Source organism: Myxococcus xanthus (assembly GCF_006402735.1).
GTDB classification, from domain to species: domain Bacteria; phylum Myxococcota; class Myxococcia; order Myxococcales; family Myxococcaceae; genus Myxococcus; species Myxococcus xanthus_A.
Window position 1 is genome coordinate 7,693,924 of record NZ_CP017174.1, and the last position, 18,008, is coordinate 7,711,931.

Sequence of the window (18,008 nt, forward strand, 5' to 3'; positions counted from 1 at the left end):
CTCGCGAGGAGCGCGAGCTCAGCCCTCGCTGAACCACAGACCCGCGCCACCCGCGAGGCCCATGCCCAGGAACAGCGCGGCAAGCCCCCACGTCTGGGCGCGCGACCACCGGAGCGACTCACCATACCGGTAGCCGCACACCAGGATGAGCAGGGCGAACCCCAGGCAGATCGACGCGGGCCCCAGCGCGACCAGCACCTTGCGCGGCGTCCCGCTCACGTCGAGGACAGCCAGCAGCAACAGCGGCCAGAAGCCGATGACAAGCAGGCCGAGCACGAGGCCTAGCCCCCAGCGCCCTTCGGGAGAGGACAGCTCCATGAAGTCCAGGAAGCGCGTCCACCAGGAGCGGGGCGGCTCTCGATGACGTCGGGGGGCTGAGGGCTGCACGTGGGGCGGCTCCAGGGACGGGGTGCGGTGCACCTCGCAGCCTCTTCTAGTGCAGCCCAGGGCGGTTCGCGGCTACTTTCCTTCCGTCAAGTCGGACACCATCCCTGCTCCTTCCAGGGTGTCCACTGAAGCGGAGAGCAGCCTGGCTCCTCAAGCCTTCTTCACGAACTCCGACTTGAGCCCCATCGCACCGATGCCGTCGATCTTGCAGTCGATGTCGTGGTCACCGTCGACGAGGCGGATGCTCCGGACCTTGGTGCCGACCTTGACCACCGTCGACGAGCCTTTGACCTTCAAGTCCTTGATGACGGTGACGCTGTCGCCGTCCTGGAGCAGGTTGCCGTAGGCGTCGCGCACCTCGCGCTTCTCTTCCCCCGACTCTGCGGCAGCGGCTGTCGACCACTCATGCGCGCACTCCGGGCAGACGTAGAGGCTGCCGTCTTCGTACGTGTAGGCGGAGTTGCACTTCGGGCAGGAGGGCAGGGCGCTCATATCGATTCCAGAGAAGGGAAGCGCGGAGGCATATACACGAGCGCGAGCCGAAGGGCTCCCGTTCCATCAACAGCCCTCCTGATGGAACGGAAGACCTGCGTTGGCACACGGAAAACAGCCGGGCGATGCAGCCCATCGCCAGTGGGCTTGCCCCGATTTCGTGGGACAGACTCAGACTCGTTACATTTTCCGTGGTGTTGAGTCCCAAGCACGGGCACATCTTCTCCACCCTCGACCGCATCCAGCTCGCGGAGCCCGGGGTGGTGGGCATGTGACTGACCGCCGCGCGGGTGCCTGGGAATTTCCACGGAACGAGTGAGTCGCCGCGCATCCCGAGCGGGGCGATGGCGCATGTGCCACCGCCCCGCTTCACTGCCTCAAGGCAACGTCAGGACGGCGTCAGTCCTCGCGCCGCCTCCACGCGAGGAGCGAGAGCAACGCCATCGCCAGCGGGAGCGCGGCAGTCGTCCCGGTGGACGAGCAACCGCTGGACTCCTTCGGCGCCGGGGGCGCCGGGCTCACCGTCACCGTGACCCGGTCCTCGGCGGACAAGCCACTCTCCGAGGAGACCTTCACCACGAAGACGAACTCCGTGGCGGCCGAGACCTCGGGCGCGGTGAACTGGACACGCGCCTGCGTCGCATTCTGGAGCGTCACGGCGGGGCCCTCGCTCTGGCTCCACGCGTAGGTCAGCGTCCCCTGCTCCGGGTCCGTGGCCGTGGCCGTCAGCGTGACGGACTTCGCCGAGGAGGTGGACACATCGTCCCCCGCGCTCACGGTGGGCGCGAGCGGCACGTGGTGCACCGTCACACTCACCTTCGCGGCCTCGCCACTCAGCTGCCCGTCACTCGCCACGAGCTGGAAGACGAGCTCCGCGCTCCCCTTGGCGACCGCGGGCGCGGTGAAGCTCGGGGTCAGCGTATCAGCGCCCGTCAGCGTGACAGGCAGACCGGAGACCTGCGTCCACTGCTGGCTGTCCACCGCGTCGCCGTCCGGGTCCTCCGCGCTTCCCTGGAGCGTCACCGTGCTCCCTTCGTCCACCGTCTGCGCGGTGCCCGCGGACGCCACCGGCGCCTTGTTCACCTGGCGCACGAGCACCTGGACCGTGTCCCTGTCCCGCAGCCCCCCGTCCAGCACCGTCAGGCGGAAGGTCAGCATGGTATCTGCCAGCACCTCCGGCGCGGTGAAGCTGGGTGTGGCCGTGTCCGCGCCACTCATCGCGGCGAAGGGACCCGCCACCTGCTCCCAGCGGTACGTGAGCGCACCACCCGCCAGACTGCTGCCGCTGCCCTGCAGCTGCACCACGGACAGCTCATCGACCGCCAGGTCTTCGCCCGCCTGCGCATCCACCTGGCCCGTCGTGCAGACCCCCTGCTCGTCCACCAGCGCCGTGAAGGGCGTGTTCGCCAACCCCGTGAAGGCGATGTCATCGATGAACCAGCCAGAGCCCCCGGCCGCCTCATCCGTGCCAATGCGGAAGCGGATGCGAACCACCTTCTCCGCGAAGGCGGTGCCCAGGTTCACGCTCGACGTCACCAGCTGCCTCTGCGTGAACGCGAAGCTCGCACCGCCGAAGGCTCGGCGCCCGGTGAGCGGATTGACGTTCCCTTCGTAGTTCGTGAGCGTGACGTTGTACCCGTTGGAGGTGATGCGGTTTCCGATATCGGTCCACGTCTGGCCGTCATCCTCCGACAGCTCGAGGACACCGCCGTCGAAGTACTCTCCGCTTGACGCCTCGAAGGAGTAGCGGTGGCGGAAGGTGAACGACAAGCCCGCCTTGCCCACATGGAGCGGCGGCGAGACGAGCGCGAAGTCCGCGGCGCGCCCCACGTCCTCTCCATGGAAGAAGCGCTCAGTCCCGGCATCCTCGTTCACGGTGAAGGAGACGCCGCCCACCGCGGACGTCATCGTCCAGGGCAGCAGCCGCGCATCCACACTCTCGGTCGTCGAGGCCCCAGGGAGCTCGTCCTGCTCCACCTTGGCGCTCAGCGTCGCCTTCTTGTCACCGGCAGCCACCCCGTTGGCATCGCGGTAGGCGATGTTGAAGTGGACCACCGAGCGAGGCGCCGCGCCCCAGAGCCGCACCGGCACCTCCACCGTGGCCGTCTCGTACAGCCCCACGGTGGGGAAGCTCGCCGCCCCACCATTGGCCAGCTGCACGGCCTCGCTGTCCGACGAGACGGTGATGCTCGTCGCCTGCAGCGGGGCGGTGCCCGTGGCGCGCAGCGTGACGCGCAGCACGCCGCTCTCGCCGTTGTCCAGATACCCGTCCGCGTCGCAGGTGTTCTCGCTGCCGTCCTCGGTGAGCTCCGCCGAGACGAACACCACGTCCGCGCCCGTGCGGAAGCTCTCCACCACGCCCGCATGGTTCGTGGAGGCCCGGTCCGGCGCCACCGCGCCGATTCCCGCGCCACGCCGAGCGAACGCCTCCGCGAAGATTTGGTAGTCCGCCGGGTCTCCCGCATAGGCCGCCGCGAGCAGCGCGTCGCGAGCCTCCAGGAACGTCGGCGAGGCCGGGGTCAGCGTGTACGCGGTGACGAGGTAGCTCTTCATCCGCCGCTGGGCTTCGTTGAACGAGAGCCGCGAGGAGTCACGCAGCAGCCCGACGTAGCACTCCCACAGCATGGTCGCCCAGACTTCGCCGGAATTGTGGTACTGGGCGTTGCTGCTCCCATCCGCTCCGAAGGCATAGGGCGCGCCGCTGGGAAGACGGACTCCGTTGGAGATGTGCTTGAAGGTCAGCGGGTTCTTGCGGAAGTCCACCGAGTAGGGCACGCGGCGAATCCCGAAGTAGGCGGCGTCCGCGCTCATGTGCCGCGTCGCGAAGTCGCCCACCGGGAAGACGCCCGTCCAGTTCGGATTCGAGGCGACCTGCGCATCCTCCTCGCGCACCGTGAGCAGCAGGGCGTGGAAGTCCGCCCACCCCTCTCCCATGCTGCGCGCCTGGTTGGTGCCCAGGCCCGCTCCGTCATGGACGAGCCGGTTGCTGATGTAGTGCCCCCACTCGTGCGCCACGATGCTCGTGTCGATGGTGCCGTCCAGGTCACCCTCGGGGCGCTGAATCATCGAGAGCTGCACCCCCTCCGTGAGCTTCCCTCGGATGCGGTCCGCGTCCCCCTTCGGAATCAGCACCGCGCCAATGCGCGACGGCGAGAGCCCGCTCTCAATGCCCATCCCCTCGGGCATGTCCATGCCATCGATATTGGCGATGACGACCCCGATGGCCCCAGCGGCCTGGGCCGTGAGTGCCTTCCGATGGAAGCCGCAGGTGCCTCGGTCGAAGAGGGCGATGTTCCCCTCCACCTCCGCGGCGTTGGTGAGCGCCGTGCAGCCATCCGTCGTGGAAGGCCCGTCGGCGTTCTCCGCATCAAACCCTTCGACCACGCGGCCGGACACCGAGAACACGCGGGGGGCGAACTGCGCGGAGACGAACGTATACGGTCCCGCGATGCTCGCGGGCGCCGTCACTTCGACGGAGTTCTGTGCGGTGCCTCCGGGAAAGATGAACATCTGCATCCGCGGGCGGGCACCGTCGGCCGGGGTGGACATGTTGGCGTTGTTCACGCCACCGAAGTCCTGCGCCTCCGCCTTGATGCTGTCACCCCCAAGCCCTCCACGCCCGTAGTTGTCATGCTGGGCGTTACCCGCCGCTTCGTTGAAGCCCGCGTCGTAGTACGCGTCGTGCAGCCAGTTGTTCACATAGAACAACTGCGTGACGGAGGACTGGATCTGCTGGGGTGTCTCGTACGGCAGCAAGTTGAAGCTGTGCGGATAGTCGAACGTCGCGGGCCCCGTGATGGCCGCGCGCATGTCCCCCGCGCCGAACCCGTCCGGCGAGGCCAGGTCCGCGTACGCGTCCACGTTGTTGCCCACCGACTCCGTGGCGTCCACGGGCAGCCACGGGTCATTGCGGCTGAAGGGCGCGTTGTCGAGCGTCACCAGGTTGCGCTCGACGAAGAGCGGCACGTCGCCATCCGGCGTCCCCGTCGGGTGCGGGATGTGCGAGTTGCCCGACGGTCCGGCGAACGGAGTGAACGGAGACGTGGCATCCGCCCAGACGCGGTAGCTGTGCGCCGCGTCCGCCGTGAGGTTCTTGCGGAACAGCACCCGGCCGTCCTCCGCGGCGATGACGTACGAGTAGTAGTCCGAGGCAGAGGAGCCCGCGGCGCCCGTGTTCAGCTCCACGTAGTAGGCGGGGAGCAGTCCCTCGGGAAGCTGGAAGAGCACCGGCTTGCTTCGAGCGGGGATGCGCAACCCGACCGGGAGCGGCCGGGCATAGGGGACCAGCTCATGATGCGAGTAGCGGCCCGAGGCCCCGCCCGTGAGCCGCAACAGGCCGGCATCGAGCGACTGCCCCGTCAGGTCCGCGAACGCCGCGGCCACGGCCTGGGGAGCCCCCATCCGGAAGGAGCGCGCGGGGCTCTTGTTGCCCTGCCCCACGTCCGGCGAGAGGTGACCTGAGGCGGCCACCAGCACGTTCTCCTTGTCGAGGAGCAGGTTGACGGTGCCACGGAACACCTCGACCCCCCCCACCTCCTGCCGCAGCGTCACCACCGATGAGCCCAGCGGGCTCCGGCGAACGCTGGCGACCGAAGTCCCCACCTGCGAGAGCGACCGGCCGCCATGGAACGGAGCCAGCGCATCGAGCTGGAGCCGGGCCGCGGTCGCCGGAGACATCCGCGCGTAGTCGCTGGCCGCGCGAAGCGACGGGGGAAACGCCGTACCTTGCGCGGGCCGCGAGGCCCAGACGAAGGTCGGCACGCCGAGCCGGTGCTCGCGGTGCAGCACCTGTCCGCCCAGACTCTCACTATCCTCCAGGAGCGAGCGGGCTCCGGGAGCGGGCGAGCGCTCCAGCAGTGCATCGTAGTTGGGAAGGGAGTCGGCACCAGCCTGCGTGCCCGCGAACGCCAGCGCGACACCGGCGAGGTTCTTGAGGATCGATTTCACGAGATGGACCTCGAAAGAGGGATGGGTGTGCTCGGCACGCGCGCTAGCGAGCCCAGAAGATGCGCCGCACGAAGTAGGCCGGAGGGTTCCCCATGGAGACGGCTTCCGAGCCGTCGGGGTTGGACACCATGATGGTGTTGATCCCCGTCACCGGGTCCCGCTCGGTGTAGGCGACCTTCGTGCCATCGGGAGAGAGCGTGAAGAGGGACTGGAGGAGCTCGCTGCTGCTGCCGAGCATGACGGGCCGCACGATTTCGCGGCCCGTGCCGTCAGGCCGGATGCGCTCCAGCCACGTGTCCGACTTCACGTCCGCGCTCCAGTAGTGGTACAGCAGGTCGCCGTTGGGCAGCTCCATCGGAAACCGCACGATGGAGGCCCTCTCCTGCCCCGGGACGGAGAAGTTGATGATGGAGCGCGCGCTCCCATCCTCCAGCGAGAAGGCCCAGAGCTGGACGCCCGCCATCGCGTACTGCACCGTGTAGAGCGTCTTGCTGTCGCGCGAGAAGGAGGAGAAGACCAGCGGCGAGATGGGGGAGGGCTGCGGCATGTCGTTGATGCCGCTGATGAGGACGCGCCGCTCGTCCGTCCCGTCAGCGCGGATGATGTAGGTGAACTCGACGCCATCACGTCCCGGGTACGGGTCGCGCATGCACGACCTCATGAATGAAATCCACTGCCCATCCGGCGAGAACTCCGGCATGCGCTCTCCGCACAGCAACGAGCTCGCCTGGGTGAGGCGCCGCACCCGGCCGCCATCCGCGTCCGCGATGTAGAGGAGCCCCTGGAAGTAGATGCCCCCGAACTTGTCTCGCCCGTCCACCCAGACCACCGACTTGCGGTCCGGCGAACGAATCACCTCCGAGTGGACGTCTCGCGGAGAGAAGAACGGCGTGGGCGCATGGGTGATTTGACGGAACTGGGAGCCATCCGGGCGCACGGCGAACGCCTGCGGGAAGGCCTCCTCCTCCGTCTGGGCCTCCGCCGAGGGAGAAGCGGTGAAGAACAGCAGCTCGGAGGCATCCGTCGCGCGCATCGTCCCCACGGTGGCGCTCAGCTCCGTGGCGTCGCCGATTCGAGCCAGCCCGCCCGCGGCGCCGACCTCGAACAGCTCAACGTTGAACCTGTAGTCGCCCTTGATGGCGAACCGCGTGCGGAAGGAGTACGTGTGACCCTCGGCGCCCTGAAGCCCGGTCGAGACCACCTCGAAGCCCGCCTCCTGCCCCACGTAGGCCGCGCCGCTCGGGTCGGTCTCCGAGCCGCCCGTCCACGTCTCCGGCCGGTCGGCCACCTCACCCGCGGCGCCCGAGAAGTAGCGCACCGGCTGGCCCACCACGGGGCTGTCGGTGGGAGGCAGGTGGAGATCGGCCGGAGGGTTGTGACGAATCACCGACACGCGCCACCGCAGCCGCGCGGAGGGCGGCAGGGCCTTGGTGAGCCGCGCCGTGAAGGAGACCACCCCATCCTCCATCGTCTGGAACGTCGGGACGACGCTGGTGATGCTCAGCTTCGACACGCTCACCTGGCCGGTACCGCGAAGTCCGTTGAAGGTCGCGGTGATGGTGGCGGAGCCCTGCCCCACCGGCGTCACCTGCCCACGCGTGGACGCAGTCATCGAGACCACGGCCACTTCCGTCGTGTTGCTCGTCCAGGCAGCGCTCGCGGTGACATCCTGGGTACGGCCGTTGGACAGCGTGGCCTCGGCGTGGAGCTGGCTCGGGTGGCCTTCAATCAGCATGCTCGCCGCCGGCGTGACGGCGAGCGCGGCGGCCTCGGAGACCGTCACCTCGGTGCCGCCGCTCATGCCCGCGAAGGTCGCGGTGATTCGGGCACCGCCCAGCGCGACGCCGCTCGCGACGCGCTTGTTCAGCGACACGATGTTCACGTCACTAGAGCTCCAGGTGGCCTCGTTGGAGACGTCCACCGTCGTGCCATCCGAGCGCGTCGCCATGGCGGTCAGCATCAGCGTGCTGCCACGGGCCATCGAGGCGTCACCCGGAGTCACCGCCACCGACGTCACGACGGCCGCGGTGACGGTCGCCTTGACGGTGGCCTCCAGCGTGCCGAACCGGGCCTTGAGGGTGGCCTCTCCGGGCGAACCGGCGCGAACCAGGCCGCTCGCGTTGACCTCGGCAATCGCCTCGTTGGAGGAGGACCAGATGATGTCGCTGGTGAGCCCGTGCGACGTGCCATCCGAGAAGGAGGCCGTGGCGGCGAGCTGCCCCGAGAGGCCCGCGGCGAGCGACAGCTCCTTCGGTTCGATGGACAGCGAGACAGCCGTGGCGTCCGTCACGTCGAGCCGCGCCTGCGCGGAGACGTCGGAGTAGGTCGCGCGCAGCGTCGTCTGCCCCTTGGCCAGCGCGCGCACCTGGGGCGCGGCGCCCTCCTCGGAGGACACCGCACCGACGGCGGCATCCGTCGAGGACCACGAAGCCTCCCGCGTGACGTCCCGCGTGCTGCCATCGGAGAAGGTGGCGGTCGCGGTGACGTCCGCGCCGATGCCCACGGCGAGCGAGAAGCTCTCGGGCGTAATCCGCAGGGACTTCACGGTGGGGGTGGACTTCTCGCTGCCGCAGCCGACAAGGACTGCCGCCGCGACCAGCCCCAGCAACACGGGGTGAAGCAGACGACAACGGGAACGCACTGACATGGATGGACCTCTCTGCAGCAAACCGCCGCGCGTGCGACGAACAGCAACCATGGAGTTGGAAACGAAACGGTACGGATTCGGGCGGCGCGCACCATCGGGGGCGCCCCTGGAAGTCCCTCAGGAATCCCCTAGGGGCGCTGATGCCGCGCGCTTCACGACTCAGGGCAGCGGGCTGGCGCTCACGCCCCGGAAGCTGGTGTTGGCCGGCGCCGTGGCCACGACATGCACGGACGGCGTGAACGAGCTTCCATCATCCAGGAAGGACACCAGGAGGTTGCCCGCGCCACCACCACTCGGCTGGTACGTGGTGACATAGACGCGAACTCCTCGGGGAGTCCGCACCGCCGAGACGCCATGGGTGGCGATAGGCACGATGGTGGTCCCCGCGACGGCGAAGGTGGGCACGAAGCTGGACACCCGGCTCCAGCTCACCCCGTCGAAGGTCCACTTCTCCAGGCGCAACATGTCCGGAGTCTCGCCCTGGCCCACACCCCGGCCGAGGTTGATGGACACGTAAGCGGTGTCCACACCGGCCACCTCGGGACGTTCATCGAGCAGCGCGAAGCCGGACGAGTTGAACACCGTCGAGAGCGAGGGGAGCTGGTTCGGCGCGACCGCCGCGGTGGGCTGCTCGGTGGGGAACGTAAGGATGCCCTGGTTGTAGCCCTGGGGATTCGGGTTCGGAGCGGTTCCGAGCGAGAAGTAGACGCGGCCGTCGAACAGGCTCACGAAGCGGGTGTCCGCCACGCCGGTGGAGATGGCTGTCGACACCGTGGTGTTCTCGGCAGGCAGCGCATGGCGGATGCCGCCGCCTCGACCCGACAGCCAGTAGCCGGTGCCGTCCACCGTCGAGGCCGCGCGCACCTGGTCTCGGTCATAGGCATCGCTCAGACGCACAGGGAGGGTGAAGGTCCCCGCGAGGTCCAGTTGCCCGATGACCCGAGGTCTCTCCGATGCGGTCGTGGCCGAGACGTTCGCCAGGCCCACGTCCGCATCGAAGCCCGTGAAGGTGAGCAGGCGACCATTGCCCGAGCGCGAGAGGTGCCCCTGGTGGACATCACCGCCGGACACCGTGAGTCGGGCCGCCCCCGCCGCGTTCGATGAGGGAATGGCGAAGGTGCGCACGGGCGCCCCCCCCATGGGGCGGTACTCATCGATGAAGACCTCCGTGGCATTCGAGTTGAGGGCAGTGGCGCCCGCGCCCACCCGGAACACCATCGCGTTCGCCTCACAGGCCACCATGACGGTGACGTGGGCCTCGCCCATGGTGCCCGTTCCGCCCGAGACCTCGCAGGTCTGTCCCATCGGGTGACGGCTCACCTCGACCGCATACGCCTCGCCAGGACGCAGCGGCAGCGGGAACGAAGACTCCCCGTCGGTGGCGACCGTGAGGGCGTCCGCGCCGGACTTCAGCCCCAGCGTGCCGGTCAGCCCCGAAACACTGACGCGCAGCCGGTAGACGTTCTCACACGTGACGACGATGTTCGTGACGGGCGCACCGCTCACGGTCCCCCCGCCGGAGCTCACGGCGCAGCGTTGGTTCTCCGGCTGAGTCTTCACCGTCACCGAGTAGCTGCCCTGCTCCGCGACCTGCTGGGCGAAGGTGAAGGCGCCATTGGCCGAAACCGGGAGCACCTCGTCGCCGTTGTTCTGGAGTTCGAGCATGGCGCCCTCGGCCAGGCCGCTCACGCTGCCACCCACGGGATACGACGCCGTGCCGCAGAGCACCTCGATGCGGGTGACGTCTCCCTCGCCCATCGTGCCCGTACCGTTCGACACGGTGCACACCAGCGGCGCGGTCGCCTGGGCCGTGACGGAATAGGCCGCGCCGAAGGCCACCGGCGTCGGGAAGGCGAAGGCTCCATCGGCGGAGACCGTGAGGTCATCCCCTCCGTTGTTCCTCAGCACCGCCGACTGCCCATCCCCCAGCCCCGCCACGGTGCCGCGCACGAGATAGGAGTTCGGCGAGCAGACGACCGATACGCTCTTGACGGTCGCGCCCCCCAGCGTGCCCGTGCCCTGCCGCACCTCACAGGACTGTCCCTCCGGCTGGGTCTTCACCGAGACGGAGTAGGCGCTCAGGTCCGCCGCCGGCTGGAGGAAGGCGAAGGGCCCATTCGCGGAAACGGTGAGACGCTCCTGCTCGTTGTTCCACAGCTCCAGCGCGGTTCCCTCGACGAGCCCCGCCACCTCACCTCCGACGGTGAATGACCGCGTGGTGCAGGAGACCACCACGTCCGCGTTGCCCCCTACCCCGATTCGGCCCGTGCCATTCGGCACGCTGCAGATCAGCGGGTAGCGAGCCTCGGCGGTGACGACATACGTGCTCCAGTAGGACACCGGCTTCGGGAAAGTGAAGGAGCCATTTGACGCAACGGTGAGCGCATCCCCTCCGTTGTTCTTCAGCACCACCGACTGTCCCCCTGAGAGCCCCGCCACGCTTCCGCCCAGCGGATACTCCGACGCCCAGCAGGTCACGACCACGCTGTTCACATTCGCCCCGCTCACGGTGCCCGTCCCGTTGCGCACGTCGCAGGCCTGGCCCATGGGCGGCGAGCTCACCGTCACCGAGTAGCCGCTCAGGTCATCCACCGGCCCGACGAAGACGAAGGAGCCGTCCACGTTGACGCGGATCGATTCCGAGCCGTTCGTGAGCTCCACCGAGCTTGTGGGAAGGAGGCCCGTCACGGTGCCACCCAGCGAGAACCGTGTCGTCTTGCAGCTGACGCTCACGTTCGTCACCGGTTGGTTGCCCATGGTTCCGGTCCCCCGGCTCACGGTGCAGGCCACCGGATACACCGCCTCGACGGTGACGTCGTAGCTCGCGCCGAAGGCCACCGGCGTCGCGAAGACGAACTGCCCGCTGGCGGTGATGGTGATGGCATCGCCCCCGTTGTTCTTCAGCACCACCGACTGCCCCTGCGTCAGGCCAAACAGCGAGCCGCGCACGCCGAAGGTGTGCGCCGCGCACGTGATGGCCACATCGGTGACGGCCGAGCCGTTCACCGTGCCGGCGCCGCGCTCCACGGTGCAGGCATGGCCCGCCGGAGACGACTGCACCGTCACCGAGTAGCCGGCGAGGTCGACGACCTCCGCGGGAAACCGGAACGGCCCATTCGCGGAGACGGTGAGCACGGGCCCGTCGTTGTTCCGCAGCTCGAGCGAGGCACCCTCGGAAAGGCCAGAGACGACACCGCCCACCGGATAGGTGTTCGCGCCGCAGGTGACGGCGACGCTGGTGACGTCCGCGTTGTCCATCGTGCCGCTGCCGCTCTCCACGGTGCAGGAGGCGCCCTCAGGCGGCGACTGGACGGTGACGGCGTAGGCCGCACCTCGCGCGACCTTCTGGCTGAAGGCAAAGGAGCCATTGGTGGTGACGCTTAGGGACTCTTCGCCGTTGCGCAGCACCACCTGGGCGCCGTCACGCAGGCCCGACATCGTGCCGCCCACGGAGTAGGACGGGACTCCGCCGCCTCCGGCATCGGGCTCACCGGGGGGCTTCGGGTCCGAGCCGCAGGCGGTGAGCACGACGCTCAGCAGGCCCACCAGCACGGCGCTGGAGAAGAAGGGACGTGAAATCAGTCTCATGGGCGGGGGGTCTCCATGACGGTTTGGGACGCACTACGACCCTACGGCCCCGTCGGAGAGCCCCACCATCGGGGAGCCCCCTAACCTCCCCTCAGGAATCCCCTACGTCACGACGACTCTCCCGGGACGAGCCCATACCGGACCGCCAGGCGCACGAGCGAGGGCACGTCATAGATGGCCAGCCGCTCCATCAGCTGCGTCCGGTGCGCCTCCACCGTCTTCACGCTCACCTGCAGCCGCTCGGCGATGGCGCGCGTGCCGTTTCCCTCGGAGATGAGCTGGAGGATTTCCCGCTGCCGCGAGGTAAGCCGGTCCAGCGGATTCGCCGCGGGCCTCTCGTCGTCGGTGATGCGCAGGAAGCCCTCCACCACGGTCTGTGAGATGGCGGGACTCAGGTAGGTGCGGCCTTGCCACACGGACTCCAGTGCCACCTTGAGCTCCTCCACCGCCGAGTCCTTGACGAGATAGCCCGCCACACCCGCGCGCAAGGCCTGGGCAACGTACTCGGCCGACGTGTGCATGGAGAGGATGAGGATCCGCGTGGAGGGGCTCAGCTTCGGCACGCGCCGGGCGACCTCGATGCCATTGAGCCCCGGCAGCGAGAGGTCCAGGAGCAACACATCCGGCTGCAGCTTGTCCGTGAGCGTCAGGGCCTCATGCCCATCGCCGCACTCGGCGAGCACCGTCACCCCACCCAGCGACTCCAGCAGTGCACGCAGGCCTGCCCGCACCAACTGGTGGTCATCCGTCAGCAACACGCGCATGTGGTCCTCCGGAGAAATCTTCCCGCTCGTCCACCCTCACTTCGGCCACCACGCGCGTCCCCGCCCCCGGACGCGAGGTCACCTCGAAGTGTCCCCCCAAGTCGCGCACCCGCTCCTGCATCCCGAACACGCCGAAGCTGCCCGGCCCCCGGCCCGTGAGGACCTGGTTGACGTCGAACCCCTTGCCGTCATCTCGCACCTCGAGCCGGATGACGCGCCCCACGGTCTCCAGCCGCACGTCGATGCGGCGCGCGGAGGCATGTCGGAGGGCGTTGGTGACCGCCTCCTGGATGATGCGGAAGACGGCGATGTCCCGCCCCTTGCTCAGCGAGGGAGGCGCCGACGACGCGGTGAACACGAGCTCGACGCCACTGCGCCGGGCCACCTCGCGCAGATACCACTCGAGCGCGGCGACCAGCCCGAGCTCATCGAGCTGCGGCGGGCGCAGGTCCACGGAGAGCGCCCGCACCTGCCCGATGAGCCGGTCGATGAGCGCGACGACCTCGGGCAGGCGCGTCACCGAGGGACTCGCGGAGGTGTTCATCAACCCGAGGTTGAGCTTGACCGCCGTGAGCGCCTGGCCGAACTCGTCGTGCAGCTCGCGGGCGAGATGCTTGCGCTCCTCTTCCTTCGCGGCCTCCAGCCGCATGGTGAGGCGGCGCAGGCGCTCACGCCCGGCTTCCGCCTCCTCGAGCGCCTGCTCGCGCTCCGCCTGCAACGTGCGCAGCGCGAGGTTGCGTCCGACGAGCAGCCGAGTCCGCCACACCAGCCCCACCACCACCGAGAGCAGGACCACCGCCAGCGCGCCGAAGCGCACATCGGTCCGCTGCCAGAGGGGCGGCGCCACGCGGAGGGTGAACGGACGCATCTCGACCCAGTCTCGGCCCGGGCTGCGCGCGCGCAGCCGCAGCGAATGCTCCCCCGGAGGGAGCGAGTGGAACGAGAGCTGATTGCGCGTCCCCAGCGAGAGCCAGGGCGCCTCCGCCGTGAAGCGATAGGCGTACTCCACGCCGTTGCGCGCATAGTCGAGCAGCGAGAACTCGAGCGAGAAAGGCTGGCGCCAGGGGACCTCCAGGCCAGGGAGGTCCCACACCGGCTGGTTCGGGAGAGCGTCTGACTCCAACCCCTCGATGGAGGTGAGGATGAGCGGCGGCGAAGGCTCGCGGGGCGGGCGCACCGAGGGGTCCAGGTCCACGAGCCCCTTGGAGCTCCCCCAGTAGAGCCTGCCGCCCAGGAGCGTCACCGCCTCCGGGTTGAACGCGTCACTGGGCAGACCATCCGAGGCGGCGTAGTTCTCGAATGCCCCCGTGGCCACGTCCAGCCGTGACAGGCCCGCGCGAGTCCCTACCCAGATGCCCCCGTCGGGGGCACGCGCCATGGCCATCACGTTGTTGTCGATGAGCCCGTCGGTGCTCGTCCAGAGGTCCACGGACACCGGCAGCCCGGAGTCGTCGAGCGACACCCGCTGGAGGCCTCCGCCCACGGTCCCCACCCAGATGGCGCCCGAAGGGTCCTCCATGAGCGCGCTCACGTAGTAGTGGCTCAGGTGCAGCTTCGAGTCAGAGCCCAGGCGCATGCACTCCACCGTGTCCTCGCTGGCCGAGCAGACGTTGAGTCCGCCCGAGCGCGTTCCCACCCAGAAGCGCCCGCGCCGGTCCTCCATCAGCACCGTCACGAAGTCATCGGAGAGGGAGCGAGGATTCGAGGGCTCGTGACGGAAGGCCACGAAGTCATCGGTCTCCGGCCGGTAGCGCTGCAACCCCTGTCCCCCGCTGCCCAGCCACACGTGGCCACGAGCGTCCTGCAGCAGCGTGTTGACGAAGCCAGGATGGTCGCTCGCCCCGCGCTCCGTGCGACGGTAGAACTTGAGCAACTGGCCTGTCGTCGGGTCCAGGCGATAGGCGCCCATCGAGATGCCGATCCACAACTCCCCGTCGCGGGTGCGCAGGAGGCTGAGGACGCCTCGAGTGTCGACGCCGTCCAACACGGGCCCAGGCAGTGGGACGGCCTTCCCCGAGCGCACATCCACCCGGTCCACGCCTCCGCCGAAGCTGCCCACGAACAGGTGGCTGTCGCCATCCGGAATCACCGCCCACACGTCCTCGTTCGTCAGCCCGGAGGCCGAGTTCCCGGCCTTTCCTCGCAGTGTCCTGAAGGTCTCCTGCCGGAAGGGCGCATAGAACAAGCCCATCCCGAACGTGCCGATGAACAGGTTCCCAGCGGCGTCGAACGCGAGCGCGCCTTCGTCGATGCGGTGCTCGTAGCCAGGCCCCGCGGACGGGAGACGCTCCTCACGCACTTCGCCCGTCGCCGTGTCCACGCGGAGGAGTCCACCGCCGAAGGAGCCTACCCACAGCGTCCCGTGTCCATCGGGCTCGAGCTCCGTGACGACCTGCACCTTCTGGGCGAGCTCCGGTGGAGACAGCCGGGTGCGGCGCAGGTAGGCCTCGTCGCGCTCTACCCGGTAGAGCCCGTCACGGGTGCCCACCCACATCCCGCCGTCCGGGTCCGCCGCGAGGCTGAAGATGTCCCTGGAGCCAGGGCCTCGCTCTTCGGAAGAGATGGGCTCGAACGTCGTGGCGCCGGGCCCGCGTCGGAACAGTCCTCGCGAGAGCGTGCCCACCCAGAGCGCACCCGTGCGGTCGTGCTTCAGGGCCATCACGAACTCCTGGCCCCCGCCAGGCTGGAGCGGAATCCGCTCCGCCACTCCCGTCTCCGGGTCCAGCAGCGCGAGTCCCCTGTGGGTGCCCACCCACAGGCGCCCATCGTCGGCGTCGGCCAGGGCGAACACGCCGTCATGGGGGATGCTGGCGGGGTTGCTGGAGTCGTGACGGAAGTGCCGGAAGGACCAGCGAGCCCGGTCCACGAGGCTCAAGCCACCCGTCATCGTGCCGACCCACAGCCGTCCCTGGGTGTCCTCGTGCAGGGTGCGCACCGCGTTGCTTGCCAGGGAAGCAGGGTTGCCCAGTTCGTACTGGAACTTGCGGAAGCGCTGGCCGTCGTGGAGGTAGAGGCCCTCGCGAGTTCCTATCCAGAGCAGCCCCACCCGGTCGTAGAGGACCTCGGTGATGTACTCGGCCTGGAAGGGGCGCGCGCCGCCCACCTGCATCAACCCGAGCTCCTGAGCACCCGGCGCGACGGCAGGGCACAACAGGAGGAACAAGAGGACTCCCAGCCATCCGGGAGCCGTGCGCAAGGAGAACCTCCGCGACGAGCTCACGCGCGCACCTGGGCAACCCTTCCGGTGAATTCGTCCAAGTCGAGACAGCCTTGCCTCACGGGAAACGAGCCGCCGAAGAAACGAACGTGAAACGACCCGAAGAGATTCCTATGTCACCCAGAAGGAGCGCCAGCGACGGGGAGTCGGGCCCGAAGGTGGCGAGCTGAGTCGAGTGTCACGGTGACGTCACGTCTCCCGCGCCGCGTCACGCCCTGCCTGGCCAGGTGTCAGCGGCACGAGGCGCCGAGCAGGAACTCCAGGGCCCGTGGCATGTCACGCAGTCGTGAGACACGTCACGGGGAAATCGTAACGTGTCGACCCAGCGGGTGAGGCAGGAGCTCAGGTGCTCTGCCCCTGGAGTTGCCCCCGTCAATTCGGACAGCTCAGGCTTGGGAATTAGCAATACGGAATTCGCGGGGTGACATCATCTTCAATCCGCGATGAGGGTGGCCGCGGTTGTAGTCGTCGAACCAGGCGGGCAGCTGGGCGAGGACGTGGGGAGCCGAGGGCAACTCATTGACGTACACGTAGTCGCGCTTGAACGTCTTCACGAAAGCCTCGGCCATGCCGTTGCCTTCCGGGGAGCAGGCGGGCGTGGTGCATACCAGCAGGCCGAGGCTCCGGCCGAAATCGCGGGTGTCCGTGGCCGTTTCGACGGGCCCGTTGTCCGACAGCCACTCCACCGGATGTGGCACCCTCGAGGTTCCCGAGCCGAAGCGGGCCTCCACCGTCTCGGCCTCTACGCCCTGGTGGCCACCTGCGAGGCCAACGGCGCCAGCCCCGAGGCGTACCTCGCCGACATCCTGCTGCGCGTGCGGGTCTGCGAGCGGAACGTGACGGCGTCGGTGGACGTATCAATCGAGCGGTGAGGGGCTACCCCGTCACCACGAGGACTGCGAGATGATTGTGTTCGAAGAATAGCTTTGCGGCGCCGACACGCAGACGGCGCATGTCACGTTCGATGCCTTCGTCGACGCTCAAGCCATCGGCGCGCAGCCGAGCCGACACAACGGAGTCATCAGGACCATCGGCGAAGAGCCACAGCTCGAGCGTGCGTCCAGGTCCAGCGTTGAGGCCGTATTGCGCGTAGTCGTTAAAGATCATCCAGCAGCGACCATCCTCGCCGAAGTGCAACTCGAAGTTCCCGTAGCGCCAGATCGACGCGCGCTCGACGGTCTCCTCGACTCCCCAGTCGTCCGGCGCTCCCAACCGCTGGCGTACGTCGTCGCGGCCCATGCCGACGGCGGCACCGCCAAGTCGGCCTTCAACGATGAGCTCGCGCAGCGAGAAACAGGTCATTCGCCGCTCCATTGCCGCATTCTGCCGTCCCCAGAATCTGTCGCGCCAGGGCTTTGCCTCCCCGGAGGCATCCCGCCGTGGCCACGCGGCCCGAGTCCGTCGACTACACCGAGTTGTGCCTACCCCCCAGCAAGGTGGTGGGCTGGGCGATGGGCGAGAGAATCGACCGCAGACTGGTGCTGAGCGCGCTCGACATGGCGTTGCTCGGCCGTCCCGCCCCGCTACTGCACCACTCCGTTCGCGGTAGCCAATACGCGAGCGAGGACTACCGCCAGTTGCTGGAGGAGCGAGGCATCGGATGCAGCATGTCGCGCAAGGGCAACTGCTGGGACAACGCCGTGGCGGAAAGCTTCGTCTCCACGCTGAAGCTGGAGCTTGTCTACGTCACCCGCTTCAAGACACGTGAGGCGGCGAAGCAGTCACTGTTCGAGTACATTGAGGTGTTCTACAACCGGAAGCGGCGCCACTCAGCCCTGGGCTACGTCTGCCCCGTGGAGTACGAGCGGATGACCGAGACCAAGAGGCTGGTAGCATAGTCAACCTGTCCACCGAACCGAAGCAGGCCCAATGGCCGCCAGCGGACACGGCCCTCAGTTGCTCGCTCCTCTGCCTACCCCTGACGCAGGAGTGTTAGGCATCTCGCCCAGCGAATACCGGCTGAAGG

The 18,008-nt window shown here is 68.5% G+C and carries 9 protein-coding genes and 2 pseudogenes; 2 read left to right on the top strand and 9 right to left on the bottom strand.

Going from position 1 to position 18,008, the window contains the following annotated elements:
• Positions 1 to 18: 18 nt before the first annotated feature.
• The 8 genes and pseudogenes from BHS09_RS31605 to BHS09_RS31640 all read right to left on the bottom strand — a co-directional run.
• Positions 19 to 387, bottom strand: coding sequence for a hypothetical protein (locus BHS09_RS31605; protein ID WP_237077622.1), 369 nt, complete (start codon positions 385 to 387; stop codon positions 19 to 21).
• 150 nt (positions 388 to 537) lie between these two features.
• Complete coding sequence (locus tag BHS09_RS31610) at positions 538 to 879, bottom strand: zinc ribbon domain-containing protein YjdM (protein ID WP_140795124.1); 342 nt, start codon at positions 877 to 879, stop codon at positions 538 to 540.
• 399 nt (positions 880 to 1,278) lie between these two features.
• On the bottom strand, positions 1,279 to 5,826 hold the full coding sequence (locus BHS09_RS31615; protein ID WP_140799877.1) for a myxosortase-dependent M36 family metallopeptidase: 4,548 nt from the start codon (positions 5,824 to 5,826) through the stop codon (positions 1,279 to 1,281).
• Positions 5,827 to 5,869: 43 nt separating this feature from the next.
• Positions 5,870 to 8,473, bottom strand: coding sequence for an Ig-like domain-containing protein (locus BHS09_RS31620; RefSeq protein ID WP_161604930.1), 2,604 nt, complete (start codon positions 8,471 to 8,473; stop codon positions 5,870 to 5,872).
• A gap of 159 nt (positions 8,474 to 8,632) precedes the next feature.
• Positions 8,633 to 12,061, bottom strand: a complete 3,429-nt coding sequence (locus tag BHS09_RS31625; protein ID WP_237079929.1) for a hypothetical protein — start codon at positions 12,059 to 12,061, stop codon at positions 8,633 to 8,635.
• Positions 12,062 to 12,168: 107 nt separating this feature from the next.
• Positions 12,169 to 12,825, bottom strand: coding sequence for a response regulator (locus BHS09_RS31630; RefSeq protein WP_011556093.1), 657 nt, complete (start codon positions 12,823 to 12,825; stop codon positions 12,169 to 12,171).
• Complete coding sequence (locus BHS09_RS31635; RefSeq protein ID WP_237079930.1) at positions 12,803 to 16,021, bottom strand: sensor histidine kinase; 3,219 nt, start codon at positions 16,019 to 16,021, stop codon at positions 12,803 to 12,805. The genes BHS09_RS31630 and BHS09_RS31635 overlap by 23 nt, the downstream gene beginning before the upstream one ends.
• Before the next feature lie 407 nt (positions 16,022 to 16,428).
• A pseudogene (locus BHS09_RS31640) lies at positions 16,429 to 16,779 on the bottom strand (integrase core domain-containing protein); the annotation flags it as partial.
• Between BHS09_RS31640 and BHS09_RS38685 the strand changes: the two are divergent.
• Positions 16,732 to 16,914 carry a transposase domain-containing protein gene (locus BHS09_RS38685; protein WP_161604932.1) on the top strand — a complete coding sequence of 61 codons (183 nt, stop codon included), beginning with the start codon at positions 16,732 to 16,734 and terminating at the stop codon, positions 16,912 to 16,914. The pseudogene BHS09_RS31640 and the gene BHS09_RS38685 overlap by 48 nt on opposite strands.
• Before the next feature lie 4 nt (positions 16,915 to 16,918).
• On the opposite strand, the gene BHS09_RS31650 is transcribed toward BHS09_RS38685, so the two are convergent.
• Complete coding sequence (locus BHS09_RS31650; protein ID WP_140795129.1) at positions 16,919 to 17,344, bottom strand: hypothetical protein; 426 nt, start codon at positions 17,342 to 17,344, stop codon at positions 16,919 to 16,921.
• A gap of 131 nt (positions 17,345 to 17,475) precedes the next feature.
• Here BHS09_RS31650 and BHS09_RS31655 point away from each other — a divergent pair.
• Positions 17,476 to 17,880, top strand: a pseudogene (locus tag BHS09_RS31655) (IS3 family transposase); the annotation flags it as partial.
• Positions 17,881 to 18,008: the final 128 nt, after the last annotated feature.

What these genes read in the sequence shown, in the direction of transcription:
- BHS09_RS31630 (WP_011556093.1), bottom strand. Translation starts at nt 12,825, where the DNA reads ATGCGCGTGTTGCTGACGGATGACCACCAGTTGGTGCGGGCAGGCCTG.
- BHS09_RS31610 (WP_140795124.1), bottom strand. Translation starts at nt 879, where the DNA reads ATGAGCGCCCTGCCCTCCTGCCCGAAGTGCAACTCCGCCTACACGTAC.
- BHS09_RS31625 (WP_237079929.1), bottom strand. Translation starts at nt 12,061, where the DNA reads ATGAGACTGATTTCACGTCCCTTCTTCTCCAGCGCCGTGCTGGTGGGC.
- BHS09_RS31650 (WP_140795129.1), bottom strand. Translation starts at nt 17,344, where the DNA reads ATGACCTGTTTCTCGCTGCGCGAGCTCATCGTTGAAGGCCGACTTGGC.
- BHS09_RS38685 (WP_161604932.1), top strand. Translation starts at nt 16,732, where the DNA reads ATGTGGCACCCTCGAGGTTCCCGAGCCGAAGCGGGCCTCCACCGTCTC.
- BHS09_RS31620 (WP_161604930.1), bottom strand. Translation starts at nt 8,473, where the DNA reads ATGTCAGTGCGTTCCCGTTGTCGTCTGCTTCACCCCGTGTTGCTGGGG.